At 68.6% G+C, this 15847-nt stretch carries 15 protein-coding genes; 8 read left to right on the top strand and 7 right to left on the bottom strand.

Features of this window, described 5'->3' with window-relative positions; translation table 11 throughout:
* Positions 1-24 precede the first annotated feature (24 nt).
* Entirely contained in the window at positions 25-1416 is a 1392-nt protein-coding gene (locus ACZ60X_RS24000) for a hypothetical protein (protein ID WP_469601930.1), read from the bottom strand.
* Between the two features lie 277 nt (positions 1417-1693).
* Here ACZ60X_RS24000 and ACZ60X_RS24005 point away from each other — a divergent pair, with 277 nt between their 5' ends.
* Together ACZ60X_RS24005 and ACZ60X_RS24010 are read left to right on the top strand one after the other, a co-directional pair.
* Positions 1694-2608 (top strand): DUF5655 domain-containing protein, encoded by a 915-nt coding sequence (locus ACZ60X_RS24005; RefSeq protein WP_469601933.1) that lies wholly within the window; start codon positions 1694-1696, stop codon positions 2606-2608.
* Positions 2609-3002: 394 nt separating this feature from the next.
* Entirely contained in the window at positions 3003-3527 is a 525-nt protein-coding gene (locus tag ACZ60X_RS24010) for a P-loop nucleotide/nucleoside kinase family protein (RefSeq protein WP_469601936.1), read from the top strand.
* An 81-nt stretch (positions 3528-3608) separates the two neighbouring features.
* Here ACZ60X_RS24010 and ACZ60X_RS24015 read toward each other — a convergent pair whose 3' ends face one another.
* From ACZ60X_RS24015 to ACZ60X_RS24040, 6 genes are all read right to left on the bottom strand, one after another.
* Positions 3609-4079: a hypothetical protein gene (locus ACZ60X_RS24015; RefSeq protein WP_469601939.1), complete on the bottom strand. Its 471-nt coding sequence runs from the start codon at positions 4077-4079 to the stop codon at positions 3609-3611.
* Positions 4080-4185: 106 nt separating this feature from the next.
* Positions 4186-4713: a hypothetical protein gene (locus tag ACZ60X_RS24020; protein WP_469601942.1), complete on the bottom strand. Its 528-nt coding sequence runs from the start codon at positions 4711-4713 to the stop codon at positions 4186-4188.
* A gap of 164 nt (positions 4714-4877) precedes the next feature.
* Positions 4878-6662 (bottom strand): hypothetical protein, encoded by a 1785-nt coding sequence (locus tag ACZ60X_RS24025; RefSeq protein WP_469601945.1) that lies wholly within the window; start codon positions 6660-6662, stop codon positions 4878-4880.
* 540 nt (positions 6663-7202) lie between these two features.
* Positions 7203-7529: a helix-turn-helix domain-containing protein gene (locus tag ACZ60X_RS24030; RefSeq protein ID WP_469601947.1), complete on the bottom strand. Its 327-nt coding sequence runs from the start codon at positions 7527-7529 to the stop codon at positions 7203-7205.
* Entirely contained in the window at positions 7526-8653 is a 1128-nt protein-coding gene (locus tag ACZ60X_RS24035) for a tyrosine-type recombinase/integrase (protein ID WP_469601949.1), read from the bottom strand. The genes ACZ60X_RS24030 and ACZ60X_RS24035 overlap by 4 nt, the downstream gene beginning before the upstream one ends.
* Before the next feature lie 97 nt (positions 8654-8750).
* On the bottom strand, positions 8751-9512 hold the full coding sequence (locus ACZ60X_RS24040) for a DNA-methyltransferase (protein ID WP_469601952.1): 762 nt from the start codon (positions 9510-9512) through the stop codon (positions 8751-8753).
* Between the two features lie 581 nt (positions 9513-10093).
* Here ACZ60X_RS24040 and ACZ60X_RS24045 point away from each other — a divergent pair.
* From ACZ60X_RS24045 to ACZ60X_RS24070, 6 genes are all read left to right on the top strand, one after another.
* Positions 10094-11233 carry a C40 family peptidase gene (locus ACZ60X_RS24045; RefSeq protein ID WP_469601955.1) on the top strand — a complete coding sequence of 380 codons (1140 nt, stop codon included), beginning with the start codon at positions 10094-10096 and terminating at the stop codon, positions 11231-11233.
* 83 nt (positions 11234-11316) lie between these two features.
* Positions 11317-11625, top strand: a complete 309-nt coding sequence (locus ACZ60X_RS24050) for a DUF6112 family protein (RefSeq protein WP_115909714.1) — start codon at positions 11317-11319, stop codon at positions 11623-11625.
* Positions 11625-12314, top strand: coding sequence for a hypothetical protein (locus ACZ60X_RS24055; protein ID WP_469601958.1), 690 nt, complete (start codon positions 11625-11627; stop codon positions 12312-12314). Before ACZ60X_RS24050 ends, ACZ60X_RS24055 begins: the two co-directional genes overlap by 1 nt.
* A 27-nt stretch (positions 12315-12341) precedes the next feature.
* The gene (locus ACZ60X_RS24060) at positions 12342-13736 is read left to right on the top strand and encodes an SCO6881 family protein (protein WP_469601960.1); all 1395 of its coding nucleotides are present in this window, start codon (positions 12342-12344) and stop codon (positions 13734-13736) included.
* 140 nt (positions 13737-13876) lie between these two features.
* The gene (locus ACZ60X_RS24065; protein WP_469601963.1) at positions 13877-15349 is read left to right on the top strand and encodes an SCO6880 family protein; all 1473 of its coding nucleotides are present in this window, start codon (positions 13877-13879) and stop codon (positions 15347-15349) included.
* 34 nt (positions 15350-15383) lie between these two features.
* The gene (locus ACZ60X_RS24070) at positions 15384-15836 is read left to right on the top strand and encodes a DUF6238 family protein (RefSeq protein WP_469601966.1); all 453 of its coding nucleotides are present in this window, start codon (positions 15384-15386) and stop codon (positions 15834-15836) included.
* The last annotated feature ends 11 nt before the right edge of the window (positions 15837-15847 follow it).

A 15847-nucleotide genomic window follows, 5' to 3' on the forward strand; every position in this document is an offset into this window, starting at 1 on the left:
TCTGGTAGGCCAGCTCGCGAAGCGTCACGGAAGCTGCTGCAGCATGGTCCGGATGCCGATGTCGTGCCAGTCGGCCATCCGGTTCGCCGCCGACGCAGCTACGCCGTACTTGTCGGTCAATGCCTCGGCTACCAGGGCGTGTCCGGTCTCATCGAGTCCATACATGCCCTGGCGCCGGAGCCGGTGCAGCACGCCGAGACCGCGGACAGCCGGCGGTACGAGGATGAGCGTCTCCAGTCCGTCTTTGGTCGTGGTCTGCCACTTCTTGAAGTCCTTCTGGGGAAAGAAGGTGTCGAGCGCCTTCAGACCGTGCTCGGTGGCAAGTCGACTTAGTCCGACTTCGTGGCCGAGCATCTCCAGCTCCTCATCCCGGCGCTTCTCAATCAAGAACCCACCCCAGGCGGTCAGGTAGGTCTGCCACAGGAGCGGCCAGCGAGCAGACTCCGGAAGGTCCGCAAGGCTCAGCACCCTCTCGCGCCAGTGCTGCCGTAGCCCCACCTGACTCATGACCGTTGCGCTCCGCTGGGTGGCGTCAGGCAGGTGTGCGATCTCTACGACACTGGCCATCTGGGACAGGCGCGCCACATGCTGCAGCAGGAGTGCCGCCTGGACGAGCTTGACCTCCCCGGACTCCATCATCTTCTTGGGCAAGTGCCTTTGGCCCGCCGGAAGGTGCCCAAGCTCGTGGGCCACCCGCAGCGCCAACAACCGACCGAAGTTCTGGAAGCTGCCTTCCTGGCGCACCAGTCGTTCAGTAGGCCGTGCGATCAACGGCATGCTCTCCACTACCTGCTCGTTCCACTGCCGAGCAGCCACGAGCGCGGCCGGCACCGAGGGCTGGCCGGCATACCCGGCTGTCCACCTCACCGACCGCAGAACAAGCCGCTGCATCGTGTAGCTGAGGAGCAGCGTCTCGTAGAGCACGCTGTCGAAGGACCGTGGCGGAATCGCCAAACTGCCATAGAACGGCGCCATCATCATCTGGGCAGTGGGCAAGTCCTTGTCCACCGTCTTGACCATGCGCAGGCCGACTTCTCTCAGTCTGTCGGTGATCCTGTGGTCCCAGTCATTCCGCTGCGGGGTACCCCGATAGGCGAAGATCGAGCCGTCGGCGTCGACGTACCGTGCACGGCCGAGAAGCTGCACGACGTCCTTGCCGCCCCAGCCGTTGCCGCTCTTGCTCTCCAGAACCAGCAACCGGTCCCCAGCCGAGCCGAACGGTTTCCGAAGCACTGCCTCACATTCGAACAGCGGCTGATGGAGCAGATCACGCTCAATGACGTTCGGCTCGACGAACCATCCCCCGCAGTGAAGTGCCGCGTAGGTGTAGTCCTCGTACGCATGGTCCTTGGCCAGCGGAGGGTCGACCTGCTGGGCCGCTCCCGATGCGCGTGTGGAGAGCGTCCAAGGGATCACGTACTGCCCCGATCGTAGTCAGCGTTCAAACGGACATGCCATAGTCATGATGTCCGATCGTGATCGCTGTGTGTACTTGAATTCGGCCAGTCCTGATCCATCGCCTGGACTGCCTACCAGCAGGATGACTTGACCACCAGGCATCGCGACGGCGATGAGCGACACGGCAAGGTCTCGTTGAGCAGCCCCGCCTGCCAGCTGCGGGACGCTGCCGGAATAAATGCTTCCAGACCTCGATTGTCCGTTCTCAGTGACCAAGACGGAGTCAGGAAGGCGCATGAGCAACCTGAAGGTCTTCAGGGTGAGAGGCGGACGAGCGGTGGAGGTGCCGGGGGCGGCTGTGGGGGTGGAGGTCGAGCTGCAGCGGCTGATAGAGGCCAACATGGAGGCGATGCTCGGCATCCGCTTCCTGGCAACCGAGTACCGCACCGGCCATCACGGAGGCCGGATCGACTCCCTCGGCCTGGACGAGAACGGCACGCCGGTCATCGTCGAGTACAAGCGCAACCGCGACCAGAACGTCATCAGTCAGGGACTTTCGTACCTGTGGTGGCTCCACGACCACCACCACGAGTTCGAGAGCCTGACCCGGGAGAAACTCGGCGACCAGGCTGCCAGGGACATCGACTGGAACGCTCCTCGGATCGTCTGCGTTGCCGGGGCCTTCACGCACCACGACAAAGTTGCGGTGGCGATGATCGGCCACCGGATCGACCTCGTGACGTACCGGGTCTTCGAGGACGTACTCACGCTGCAGCTCATCACAGTGGCTGGCGGTACCCGCACCTCCGCGCGGGGCGGAACGTCGGGAACGATCCGCGCTGGGTCTGCTGCGCCGAAGTCGGTCCAGCAGTACCTCGACGAATCGCCCGAGGAGGTGAAGGAGCTGTACGCGGACCTCGACGAGCTGCTGCTGTCGCACCCGGGCGTCCGCAAGGAGTCCCAGCTCCACTACATCGCCTACAGGCGGATCAACAACGTCGCCACGGTGCGCCTGCAGCCTCGGAACCGGCTGCTCGCGGTCAACCTGAAGCTGGATCCGGACACCGTGGAGCTGCACGACGGGTTCTCCCGTGACATGCGCGGCGTGGGGGTCCTGGGAATCCGTGGCGGCGTCGAGGTCCGGATCGGCTCGCGCGAGGACCTAGTACGGGCTACCGATCTCGTCCAGCGGAGCATCGAGGCTGGGTAACTGCCCGTTCATGAGGAGGGCGGTTGTTCCACCACAGTGGTGGAACAACCGCCCTCCTCCGCATTCTGCGCCCGCTGTCCGAGCTTTGCGCTCTCACTCCTCGGGCCCAGCGAGTTCGAAGTCATCCTGGGTCAGCGCGCCTCGCAGCCGCTGTTCAACTGGTGCAGTGGGGTTTTTGAGTATGGGGAGTATTCCTTGGGCTAGGTTCTGTCCGGCGGGTCACGTGACGCGTCACGTTGAGCCATTGTTCGGGTGGTGGGGCGGGGCGATCTGACGCATGACGAGTGGGCGTGACTTGCGCCGCGTCTGCCGAAGTCCGGGCGCCGGAGCGCAGGTCGTGATCAGGCAGATAAAGCGGTGGTCGTCCGCCCGGCTTCCCTGCCACGATCTGGGTGTGACCACGTTGTTCCTGATGGTCGGCCTGCCTGGGGCCGGAAAGACCACGAGGGCTCGGCAGCTCGCCGAGGAGCACGGCGCGCTGCGCCTGACGCCCGACGACTGGATGGTTCCCCTGTTCGGCGCGGCGGAGGCAGACGGGAAGCGCGACGTGCTGGAGGGGCGCATGCTCTGGCTCGCCTTGGAGGCAGTCAAGCTGGGCACCAACGTTGTGGTGGACTACGGCTGTTGGTCCCGCGACGAACGGTCCGCGATCCGTTGGTTGGTGGAGGCCGAGGACGCGTGCTTCCGCATGGTCTACCTGCCGGTAGACGACGAGACCCAACGCGCCCGGATCGCTCATCGCTGGGCGACCGCCCCCGAGGAGACGTTCCCGATGACCGAGGCCGACATCCTGAATGGGCGGGCGCACTTCGAGGAGCCCGACGCGGCGGAGTTGGGAGGCTGCGGGGCCGCCGGCCCGCCCCCCGGCTGGGCGGGCTGGCGGGAGTGGGCCGCCAACCGGTGGCCGTCGTTCGCGTGACGGTTTCGGCCCAACATGGTGTCCTGACCCTGGGGGCAGGGCCCTTGGTGCATGTCCCGTGACGCTCCAAACCAATGTGGTTCAGGGGATGACGCGACCGATGTCGTTGTCTCGCTGATGGATCTCTTCAATTTCCCCCCAGGGTGGCGGACCACCCAAACGCCAGGGGACTTGCTTCGTGTCTGACGCGTGGATCGATCGCCTGGCGGCGTTGACGAACTCCCGTTGTGCAGCGTCGAGTTTCGTGTGAATCTGACGAAGCATCGCCATGTCCTTTGGCTCCCCGAACGGGAAGGCACTGAACTCTCCGATGACTGCGCCGAGTTGCTCCGCAGCCACCCCCACATCGGTATCGGCTACCAGGCTGATCGAAACCAAGGCCGCGTTCCACTGCTCCCAGTCGATCCCCTCCGGCTCGCGCTGCTCCCAGTACGCGTGTCGCATGCCGATCTCGACCGCGCCGAAGCTCTGAAGAAGACGCTCGTACGCGGCGATCTTCCGATCGCGTATCCACTGCCTGGATTCATTGCGGCGCCCGGCCAGGGTGCCCACGAGGATGCCCAGGATTGTCGCGGCCGCTCCACTGGCGGTGGATATGAGGGTTCCCCAAGGGAGATTCACGAGATTCCTGCCTTTCAGTCGGACGTCCAGCCAAGGATCAGTCGAGGCTTCTGTCAGGTCGGGTGTAGAAGGACTCGACGCCCCGCCAGGGCGAGGGGCCGCCCAGTGATCGGTCCAGGTGCTTTTGGGACGGGGCGAGGGAGCACCGGGCCGCATTGACGAAGCTCAGGTGAGCCTCGCCCAGCGCGGTATGAATCGGCCGCAGTTCCTCAAGGTCGGTCGGCTGACGACCGTGGAACAGGATGGTGAAGTCCTCCAGAATCTCGCAGACCCGCTCGGCTGCTGCGCTGGTCGCCGGGTCGGCGACGAGGCTGACCGAGTGCTGGGCGGCCACAAAAGGCGCCCAGTCGACGGCGGGCCTGCGCTCGTCGAGGAATGCCTCACGCAGTTCCGCCTCCACGGCCCCGAATGCCTGCAGGAACTTCTCGTAGGCGGCGGTCTGCGTCGCCTGCAGCCATTGCTGGTGCTGGCCGCGGCGCCCGACGACAGCGCCGGCGATGACGCCGACGACCGTTGCGGTGACACCACCTGCGGTGGATATCAGCAGATCCCATGAGACAGCCAAGCCAGGTCTCCTCACGATGGTGTGAGCAGGGCTCCCTCCGGGCAGCCCCACGCTGATCGAGTCAACGGAATGAACGTCAGTTCTCGCCAAGTGGCGATGAGATACACGCTCGCAGTCTTCTACTCGACCTTCCGGAGACGCCACCCGGTTGTGGTGCAGGACGTTCATGGCCGAGTTGGTTGCGTGGCAGCAGTGAGGTCGGTGGCCCTCGCGGTGAGGTAGGTGCTCCAGTCGCGTTGCGCGTGACGGGCCCACTTCAGTGCAGTGTGGATGTGAATGTCGAGGAGGTCGGCCAGTACCGGTGCGGGTAGTTCGGTGGCGAGGGCGATGAGGGCTGCGGTGCGAGCGGGTCTGGTGTGGATGCCCTGGCGGGCGAGCCGGTCGTTGAACGCCTTGCGGCTGAGCGGGTGGCCAGGAACGACGCCGGGGAACAGCCAGGGCGTCTGGTCCGTGACGTTTCGGGTCATAGCGGAGCGCTGGTGAGGGGCGTTGGCGAGTTGGTGGAGGATTTCGGCCAGGCGTGGTGGGATCCAGAGTTTGGTCTCGCCAAGTTGGAGAAATGTCTTGTCCGTGGTGGCGCCGTGGATCTGCTTCGTGGTCAGGTGTCGGAGTCGTTCGCCGGGGATGCCGTAGAGGAGGACAAGGGATCCGGCGACGCGTACTTCGAGCGGCAGGTTGGTGTCGGTCAGGCACCGGTGGAGCTGCTGCCAGCGCTCGTCCTCGGTGATGACCGGGGCGGCGGTGGCGGCCGGCGGTGTGGCGATGATGTGTGGGGCGGTAAGGCCGCGTTGGGCGGCCCAGTCGAGGAACGGCTTGATCTCGTAGCGGGAGCGGTTCGCGATTAGCCAGTTGTCCAGCCGGTCTTGGTCGAGGCGGGCCAGATCCAGGTGGTGGGCGTCGAGCCAGTCCAGGAGTCTCAGGGCCTGACGGACGCGACGGCGGATCTGCTGGGCCGCAGAGGCGGTGTGCAAGCGGTCGGCGGCTTGGCGGCGGGCCCTGCGGAGCAACACCCAGGTGGTGAACGGGCGGAGGAGTTGGCCGTGGTGCGGGGGGCGTTCGGCGAGCTGGGTGTCGAGCCAGACGGGGATGCGTTCGAGGTCATCGTTGCGGGGCGGCAGGACGCCGGTGGCGATCAGGGTGTGGCGAAGGTAGCGCTCGGCGTGTCCGGGTGGCAGTTCGTCCAGCAGGTCGTGGCTGATCGGTCGGTGGTCGGCGGTGAGGCGGGTCAGAAGCCGGGCGGAGGGGCTGTGGGAGAGCCAGCGCAGGGTGTTGGCGGGCTCGGTGGTGTCGGACAGGGCCTTGAGAAGAGGGGCGAGTTGCGGTTGCTGGGTCCCGTCGGGGCGGGCAAGGCGGTCGCGGAGTCGGTGGTGCAGGACGCAGCGCAGGCACTGGCCGTCGGCGTAGGCGCCCTCTTCGTTGCCACAGTTGTTGCAGCGGTGGTTGGTGTCGGCTCCAGCGCACGGTCCGCAGATCGCCGTCTCGCCGGTGTCCTGGAGGTGTGCGGCGCAGATGAGGGGGCGGCGGTTCCCGCACTGCGGGCAGGGCTCGGGGCGGGTGCGGATGCGCTGGTAGCAGGGGGTGCAGACCGGGCCCATGGGCCAGTTGGCGGCCACTGGCCGTGAGCGGCGGCAGCGGGTGCAGGTCTGCTTGGGCAGGGGTCGGCAGGCCCAGCACGTCGGCGCGCCGCCGCGCTGCCGGTAGCAGGGCCGTTGCCGGCCGCAGACCGCGCAGGGTGCCTCGATGGTGGGGCGGCGATAGCAGCGGTAGCAGATTCCTCCTTTCTCTCCGGCGGGGTGGTTGCTGCGGCGGCTGACCGGGGCAAGGTCGCCGCAGCTGGCGCAGATGTAGCGGGGCTGGCGGGTGCGCTGGTAGCAGGGCTGGCACAATGGTCCGTCAGGACCGTTCGCCTTGGTCGGGGCCGGCGTACCGCAGGCGGTGCAGGTGCGCACGGGCCGTCCCCAGCAGCGTTCGCAGACCGGGTGGCCCTGTGCGTCGCGGCCCGCGGGCGGGCGCGGCCTGCTGCAGCGCGCGCAGGGGACCCGCACCGCCGGGTCGTTGAGGTAGCACCGGTTGCAGATCCCTCCTTCGGCCCTGCGGGCCATGATCAGTGCGGTCCGGCCGCATCGAGCACAGGGCTTCGGCTCGCGCTTGGGCGCGCACCGCGGACAGACCCGGCCCTTCGGGCTGGGCCTCAAGCTGGTCGTGACCGCCCCGCAGCATGCGCAGGCCGGGAGTACGACCGGGTAGCCCGCCGTGTACAAACGGTGCGCGAGGCGGACCCAGGCCAAAGGAAAGTCCCCGACCGGCCTGGTGACGGCATCTGGGAGGCGGTGCAGGAAGACGTCAAGTTCCTTGACCGAACGGACTTCGAGCGCCTTCGCCTCGGCCAGCAACCGGACTGCTTCCTGCTCCTCCAGCCCCGGCACCGTCTCGACCAGGTCGAGCACGACCCGGGCTCGCATTTGCTCCAGCGGGCCAGCCGCCACGGGTCAAAGTCCCTCCGGACGGCGAATGGTCGAGCGGCGGACCGGCGGTGGCGGGGCAACCGTGCCAGCCCCGGTGCTCTTGCGCACCTCGGTTGCCGCCGCGGTGATCTCGATCAGGTCGTTAGGCGTGCAGCCGAGGATGTCGCACAGCGCGGCCAGGGTGTCCATGGACAGCCGCTGCGGAGGCTGGGTGACCAGCCGGTAGACCTGCTCGCGGGACAGGTGGACGCCTCGCTCAGCGAGCAGCGGCCCGAGCTCGGAGGTCTGGAACATCCCGGCGTCCGCCATCAGCTTCCGAAGGTGCCACTGGTATCCCATCTTCTTGATCACGCCGGTGCCATCCCCAACTCGTCGCCGTGTGCTTCCAAGGCCCGTACCAGCAGGCGGGTCCGGAACTCGTCCGAGACCCCCGTATACAGTGCCGTCGTCGACGCGTGCGCGTGCCCGACCTGGTCCTGCACGAACCGCTCGGGATAGCCGAACTCCACCAGGTGCGTGATGTAGGAGTGGCGCAGGCAGTGCAGGTCGAGCTCGGTCGGCAGTCCGGCCGCGGCGCGGGCGTGAGCAAACGCCTCGTTCGCGCAGTGGCGCGACAGGCGGCCCCGTCGCTCGGTCACCCACAGCGCCGGATGCTGCCCCGGAGCGAACAACGGGCGAACCTCGTCCACCCACTGCTCCAGGACCGGCACGATCCAGTCCATCTCCGGCACGGTCAACACCGTGCGCCGCTTCGGAGCCCCACCCCGCGATGCCTTGCCGTATCGCACGAACACCGCGCCGAACCGGCCGAAGAGCGCAGCCTTCGGGTTGTGCCGCAGGTCGGCCAGATCCAGGTGGCAAGCCTCCTGGCGCCGCAGGCCGTAGGCGTAGACCGCTTTCAGCAGCGCGGCATCGCGCATCGCCGCCAGCGCTCCCTTGCGCCGCTTGGTCCGGATCTCCTCCACCCGGCCGTCCGCCGCGTCGAACAACGACTGGACTTCGTCATAGGTCAGCGGACGCCTGCGCGGATCGCCCTCGTACTCGCTGACGTGCGCGATACTGTTCCACTCGTGGAAGATCTGCTGGGGTGCCTGCCCGAACCGGCGCAGGCACTCGGCCGCCCAGCCGTACCGGGTATCGATGACGAACTCGCAGAAGAGTCGCAGCACCACCTCGTACCCGCGGGCGGTCGACACCGCGATCGGCCGCCCGGCCTCCGAGCGCAGGTGGCTGATGAACGCCTCGGCCTCGGCCGGCTGCCACTCCCACGGGTACTGCCCCGAGAACGCGGCGAACCGACGTACCAACGCGATCCGCGGAGCGATCGTCTGGGACTCCTGCAGGAATCGAGCCCGCTGCTGGCGGGTCCACCCCGACAGCATCGCCTCGAACACCGCCGACGCGGGGTCCAACAAAGCGACACCATCGACCAGTTCCAGACGGGCAGACCCGGCCAACTCACCTGACTTCGACACGCCAACCTCCGTTGCATCGAATGCAACATTGTTGAGTCTGGCGTACCTCGAGGGCAATACCCGAGGTAGAAGTTTCGGGCGTTGCCCTGACGACCAATCAGCCGTCCTCGGGACCGGCGAGAACGAAGTCCTCCTGAGTGCGATTCTGTTGCATCGTCTGCAACAGTCGCTGTTCTGCCACGTCGGCGTAGTGCGAGGATAGCTCGACGCCGACGAACTGCCGGCCCTCGCGCAGGGCAGCGACGCCCGCGGAGCCGCTGCCAGTGAACGGGTCGAGGACGGTGCCGCCTTCGGGGCAGATCTGCACGAGCTGCCGCATGATCTCGACCGGCTTCTGGGTGATGTGGACGCGGTCCTTGCGGGGCTGGGAGGCGATGAAGTGACCTGGCAGGTAGAGGTCCCGGTTCCTGTCAAGGCTGCCCTTGACGCCCCAGATGATGAACTCGGCCGACTGCTTGAACCCGCCCTTGCGGGGCCGGCTGGCGGGTTTGATCCAGGGGATCGTGCCGCTCCAGGTCCAGCCCGCCATCTGCAGGGCGTCGCTGGTGGTCGGCTCCTGGCGCCAGTCGGAGAAGACCATGGCGACGGAGTGCTCGGTCGCGGCCCGGTACGCCTCGGTGAGTAGCGCGGTCAGCCAGCTTCGATAGCTCCGCTGGTCGCGGTTCTCGCCGGGGAAGTTCTGCAGGTCGTGCGCCGATCCGGCCGTGACGTACTTGGCGCGGGCGGTGCGGCCGGTGCGGTCCGAGCTGGTGCGTCCGCCGGAGTTGTACGGGGGGTCGGTGATGACGGCGTTGACGCTCTCGTCCGGGAGGGTCTTCAGCACGGTGAGGGCGTCGCCTCGGTGCAGCGTGTAGCTCATGTGCGGGGCCTCTTTCAGGGCACAACGGGACTCGGGCCAGCTCCGGGCGGCGGTCAACAGCGGCCGTTCGGAGTGGGGTTGCGCCGGAGGTTAGCCGCGATTTCCGGCCGCACCTAACGAATCTGTGCCGTGCTTCGGGCCTGGGTTCGGCGGTCGTTTGGTGCGGCCGGAATCCCGGTCTACTGTCTCGCCGTGTCACCGGGGCAGACCCAGCTCCGCCCGCACTGACCTGTGCTGATCCGTGTTGCCGTGTCCAAAAACGTGGCCCGGAAGGCGTGTTGTCCCCCGTTCCCAAGGCCGTGAGGAGACCCGGTGCACTGCCTGAGATTACGAGCGCGGCTGGCTGCCGCGCATGACTCGAGACCGGCGTCCGGGAGCTATCAACTCCCCTGATCCGGGCCCGCCCTGAGAGGCGGATTCACATCGGCGCGGTGCTGACGGCTTTGCACGAGAAGTCGGCACCGCGCCTCCTACGAACCGCGAGGAGCCGCTGCGATGCAGCACGCCCTGATACGCCCACATCCTGAGCCAACACCGTTGCCTGGCCGGGGTGTCCGCCTCGGCGAACGGCGGCGGCGGCGATGAAGAAGACCACCGGAGCAGTCGTCGGTCTCTTCGCCTCTGGTCCGCTTCTGCTGGCCGTTCCGATCCTCGCCATCGGGGCCGGGACTGCTTCGGCCTCCTGCTCGACCGGCGGTTCACGGGCTGTGGATACCTCAGCCGTTGCCGCTCAGGTGAAGGCGATCCTGGACGGTGGAGGCAAGGGCACGGTCTCCGTACCGGGCCTGGACGACCCGGCCGAGCAGATCCCCAACGCCAAGACCATTCAGGCCACCGGTGTCGCGATGAACATCCCAGCCCGGGGTCAGATCGTGGCCCTGGCGACCGCCCTGCAGGAGAGCGGCCTGCGGAATCTGACTTACGGCGACCGCGATTCACTGGGCTTGTTCCAGCAGCGGCCGTCGCAGGGATGGGGCACCGCGAGCGAGATCCTCGACCCGGTGCACGCCTCGACGATGTTCTACGAGGCTCTGGAGAAGGTCTCGGGCTGGCAGTCGCTGTCCGTCGCCCAGGCCGCCCAGGCGGTGCAGAAGTCTGGCTTCCCCGAGGCGTACGCGAAGTGGGAGCCCCTGGCCACCGCCTTGCAGCAGGCGATCGAGCCATTGCTGTCCAAGGCCGGCGGCACGTCGCCGAGCCCCTCGCCGTCCGGCTCGGACAGCACGGCCAGTCCTCCGCCGAGTACCGCGGGCGGCTGTACGGCGGACGGCACCGACTTCGGAACCATCCCGCCCGGCGCGGTGCCGGCCGGATACAAGATTCCGGCTGACGCTCCGCCCAAGGTTCAGACGGCGATCCGATGGGCGCTCGGCCAGCTCGACACCCCGTACCAGTGGGGCGGGAGTTGCACCGATTCCCACGGGCCCGACCCCATGGGTCGCTGCGACTGCTCCTCCCTGATGCAGCAGTCGTACAAGGCCGCCGGGGTCTCCCTCTCCCGGACGACGTACACGCAGGTCAAGGAGGGCAAGCCGGTATCGGTCGACGCTCTCCAGCCCGGTGACCTCGTCTTCACCGAGGGGACAGCCGAAGTCCCGGAACACGTCGGGATGGTCGTCGGCCAGGGCTTGATCGTGAACGCCCCGCACACCGGCGACGTGGTCCGCCTCGCGACCCTCGCGTCCTGGAAGCCGCGGATTCTCGCGGCCCGCCGAGTCGTCTGACCGGCGCTTCTCTCCCTCCCCCTCCCTGCGCTTGGCCCCCCTCGGGCTTTGGCGTGCACCAAATCGAACTGGAGTTCAAAATCATGTACCTCGCCGACAAGGTCGTCCAGCTCGCCTACGACCCCGGGATCAAGCCGAACGGGGGCGGGCTGCCGGGCCTGGCGGTCCTCAAGCAGGTGATGGGCTCGATCAACCTCTTCGGGATCATCGCCGTGGTCGGCGCACTCGCCGTCAGCGCGGGTGTGTGGGCCTGGGGCCACCATTCCGGCGGCCACCAGGCTGAGGCCAACGGCAAGAAGGGCGTGCTGGTCAGCGCCGGCGCGGCCCTCCTGCTGGGTGCCGCGAACGGTGTGGTGGCGTTCTTCAGCACGCTGGGGACGCAGGTCCACTGATGTCTCCCCGCTCTACGAACCCCGACGGTGCATCTCGCGTGCGCCGCCGGGCGCTGCTCGGCACCGCTGTCCTAGTGGTGCTCGTCGCCCTCGCCGGCCTGGCCGCCTACCTCACCCGCGACGGCAGGACCTCCTCCAAGGCTCCTGCACCACAGGTGAGTTCGGCTTCCCCCTCCTCCCCGACCGCTTCTGCCTCCGCCTCGTCACCACCGCACGGGAGCCGCAGCGCCCTGCCCGTTCCCCCGTCCACGCACGACCCGATCACCTTCGGTAAGGCGGCGGCCGCGGCGCTGTGGTCCTACGACACCCGCGCCTACTCCCAGCATGAGCTGCTGGCCGCCCTGCACAAGTGGCTGACCAGCGAGCCCAAGTACGCCGACACCGCCTCGGTGGACGCACTCGTCCCTTCGCGCGTGCTGTGGAAGGAGATGGCCGCCAACGGCCAGTTCGCCACCGCCACCGTGAACGAGGCGCACTTCCCTGACTCGTTCACCCAGGCCCTGCAGGCGGACCCCGGGGCGATCACCACCGCGTACGTCTACGCCGTGACGGTTTCCGGCAAACAGTCGATCGCCTGGAACGGGTCGCCGCACGGCGGCGCCGAGAACCGCGTCACCACCCTCGCGGTCCAGTGCCGCCCCTCCCAGCCCTGCGCCCTGGCCGGTGTCCTGTCGGCCGTCGCGCCCTGACCCCCGCCCCAGAAAGGAGGTATCGCCATGGGAGTCTGCGACTTTCCGCTGATGGACAAGGTCTGCGGCGCCATCGACTTCGCCACGAACCCCGCTGGGTCCGTCACCGACGGCATCGGGGCGTGGATCGCGAAGTCTGCGGGTGAGCTGGCCGCCAGCGCAGCAGATCTCGCCGCCAAGGCCGTCAACGAAACCACCGCCATCGATCTCAACGCCGGTTGGTTCCGGGACAACTACGAGCTGCTGTTGCCCATCGGCCTCGCCCTGACCGTCGGCACGTTCTGCATCCAGTTGATGTTCGCGGCCTGGCGACGGGACGAACGCGCCCTCGCTCAAGCCGCCATCGGCACGATGACCGGCGTCCTCTTCTCCTTCTGCGCCGTCGCCTTCACGTCCGTAGCCATCACGGTGGTCGACGCTCTGTCCGACGGCCTGTTCCAAGCAGCCAACAGCTCAGTGGACGACGCGATCCGCCGCGTCATCAAGGTCAACGAGTTGGGGCCGATGTACGGCCTCGGCTGGGGCGTCCCAGCCCTGGTCGCCCTAGGCTGCGCGATCGGCGCGTTCATGTACTGGGGCGTGATGGTCGCCCGCAAGGTCGGCGTCCTGATCATGGTCGCCCTCGCGGTCTTCGCCGGTTCCGGCGGCGGCTGGGAGGTCGCCAAACGCTGGCGGAGGGGTTGGACCGAGGCCACCGCCACCCTCGTCGTGTCGAAACTGCTGATGACCGTGGTCTTCCTGATCGGCGTCTCGGCGATGGGCAAGTCCGACGCCAAGGACGGAATGGCCGCCCTGTCCGACGCGATGGCCGGCATCGTCGTGATGGTCCTGGTCCTCCTCTGCCCCTACGCCACCTACAAGTTCGTCCACTGGGCGAGTGACGGCGGCGGACACGACGACCTGCACCGTACCGGCGTCGCCGGCATGGCGGTCGCCGCAGGGGCCGCGAAGACCGCGGGCAGCCTCGCGCTGCAGGCCAGCACCGGCACTCCTGCTCCGCAGGGGCCGAGCCGGGTCCCCGGCGCGGGCAGCGACGGTGTCGCCACCGGCATCAACCCCACCGGCGGCAACCTGAGTAAGGAGGGCATCGACGCCGGCCCCCCGAAGCCGCGGACCACTTTCCGGTACGGCGAGGACCCGAACGCCTCCGGCGACAAGGGCCGCGCGCTGATCCAGCGCCCCGGCATCCCTGCGCTGATCACGCGGCCTGCCGACACCGAAGCAGGAGGCTCTGAGGGGGGCGCTCCCTCCGCTGCCCAGCCCGCTGGTGCGTCGATTCCGGGCAGCAGCTTGATCCGCGCAGGTGCCGTGTCGCCCAGCGGTCCTGCCGCACCGCCGCCGCTCTCCACCGGTCCGTCGGCGACCGGCTCCCCGACTCCGACGAGCTGGGTCTACCCCAACCAGCCGCCATCCGGGTCCTGACCCACTCACCCAGGGGGCGGGCTGCGTCCCTCCAGCCCGCCCCCTCCCCCCGACCACCCGAGACGGAGTCCTGCCATGACCTGCAGAAGAGCGCCGCGCCTTCCGCCCCTTCCCGCCCGCTCCCACTGTCTGGAACCGCCATGTCTGACAACCCCCAAGCCGAAGCGACCACAGCCACGGTGAAGTTCCCGCACCGCAGCAGGCGCGGCGTCCTGCTTGGCCTGACCGCGCCGCAGCTGATCGTCGTGAGCCTCACCGGCCTGCTCCTGCTCGCCGTGATCCTCGCCCGTGGCGTGGTCGGCGCTCTCGAACTCATCCCGCTGTGGGCTGCCATCGCCCTGCTCATCTTCGTCCGATACCGAGGCCGGGCCCTGGCCGACTGGGCTCCGATCATTACCCGGTACGCGCTCCGCCGGATGCGGGGCCAGCTGATCTGGCTCGCCCGGCCCTCCCGCCGCCCGGTCCGCGAAGGACTCCTCCACCTGCCCGGTACCGCAGCCAGCCTGCACGTGGTCACCGCGCCCGACCGCCGGTACGGGGCGGTCCACAACCCCCACACCGGCACGTTGACCGCCGTCGTCAAGGTGTCCTCCCGGGCCTACGCGCTGCTCGACCCGGGCACCCAGAACGCCAACGTCAACGGCTGGGGCCGTGCCCTCGCCGCGCTGGCACGCACCGGCCACGTCGCCCGGATCCAGGTGATCGAGCGCACCGTGCCGGACTCCGGCGATGCCCTTCGCCGGTACTGGGAGGAGCACGGTCGGCCCGATGCCCCGGTGGCCGGCCAGGTCTACAGCGAGCTAATCCAGAGCGCGGGCCCGGCGGCGGCTCCGCACGAGGCGTACGTCGCGGTCTCGCTGGACGCCAAGGCCGCCAGGCGGCTGATCAACCAGGCCGGAGGCGGTCTGACCGGATCCTTCAGCGTCCTGGCGCAGTTGACCTCGACCTTCGACCAGGCCGCGCGCACCGCCGGGCTCAACCCCACCGGCTGGCTCACCGCCCACGAGATCGCGGCAGTCGTGCGAACGGCATACGACCCCAAGACCCTTGCTGCGCTGGATCGTTGGTCCTCCTCCGGGCGTCCCGAGGCTGACCCCGCCGCCGCCGGCCCGGTCGTGGTCGTCGAGAAGTCGGACCACATCGCGACCGACTCGGCCGTCCACGCCACGTACTGGGTGGAGAACTGGCCCCGGATCGAGACCTCAGCGGGCTTTCTGCACCAGCTCCTGTTCACCGCCGGGGTCCGGCGCACGCTGTCGCTGTCGTACGAGCCGAAGGGCCTGGACGCCGCCCTGCGCGACGTCCAGCGCAAGAAGGCCAGCGTGATCGCCGACGCCGCCGAGCGAGCGCGGCGCGGCCAGGTCGACTCCGAAGCGGACTCGATCGAGTACCAGGACATCAAGTCCCGTGAGCGCCAGCTCATCGCGGGCCACGCGGATGTCGCCCTGACCGGCCTGCTGGCCGTCTCGGCCGACTCCGAGGAGGAACTCCGTTCCGCCTGCGCGGTCGTGGAGACCGCGGCCGTCGGCGCCCAGCTCGACCTTAGGCCGCTCACCTGGCAGCAGGCCGAAGCGTTCACCGCCGCCGCCATGCCGCTCGCCCTCGCCGCCTGATGCCGGCCTTCCTTCCCCCCGAAAGAGCACCTCCATGTCCCGCACCGCCAGCCCGACCGCGCAGGACTTCGTGCCCTTCGCCACCGCCGCGCTCGACTTCCACCGCGCGCTCAACGTGCCAGGCGGTCCTCTCGTCACCACCCGCGCCGAGTTGGACGCCCTGCACGCCCATCTCGTCTCGCTGCACGGCCTGCTCGATGCCCACGCCGCCCGCACAGGTCGGCTCGTCCCGATCGAGGGCGACCAGCTCAGCGCCGCCCGCACCCGGATCTGGCAGGCCGCCGACTACGTCCACGCCGCCTACCACGCGGCCCCCCGGCCCGGTTCCGGCGAGGTCCCCGACCGCGAAGCGTGCCAGGCCAGCCTGCCAGAAGGGGCACCGGAGCTGACCATCTGCCAGCGCCACCAGCGCACCGCGCACCTGGTCCGACGCCGCACCACCCCGGCCGACCTCCACGCTCCGTTCACCGGCCTGATCCGCCACTGACCCTGCCTTCC

Source organism: Streptomyces sp. NPDC104106 (genome assembly GCF_055584345.1).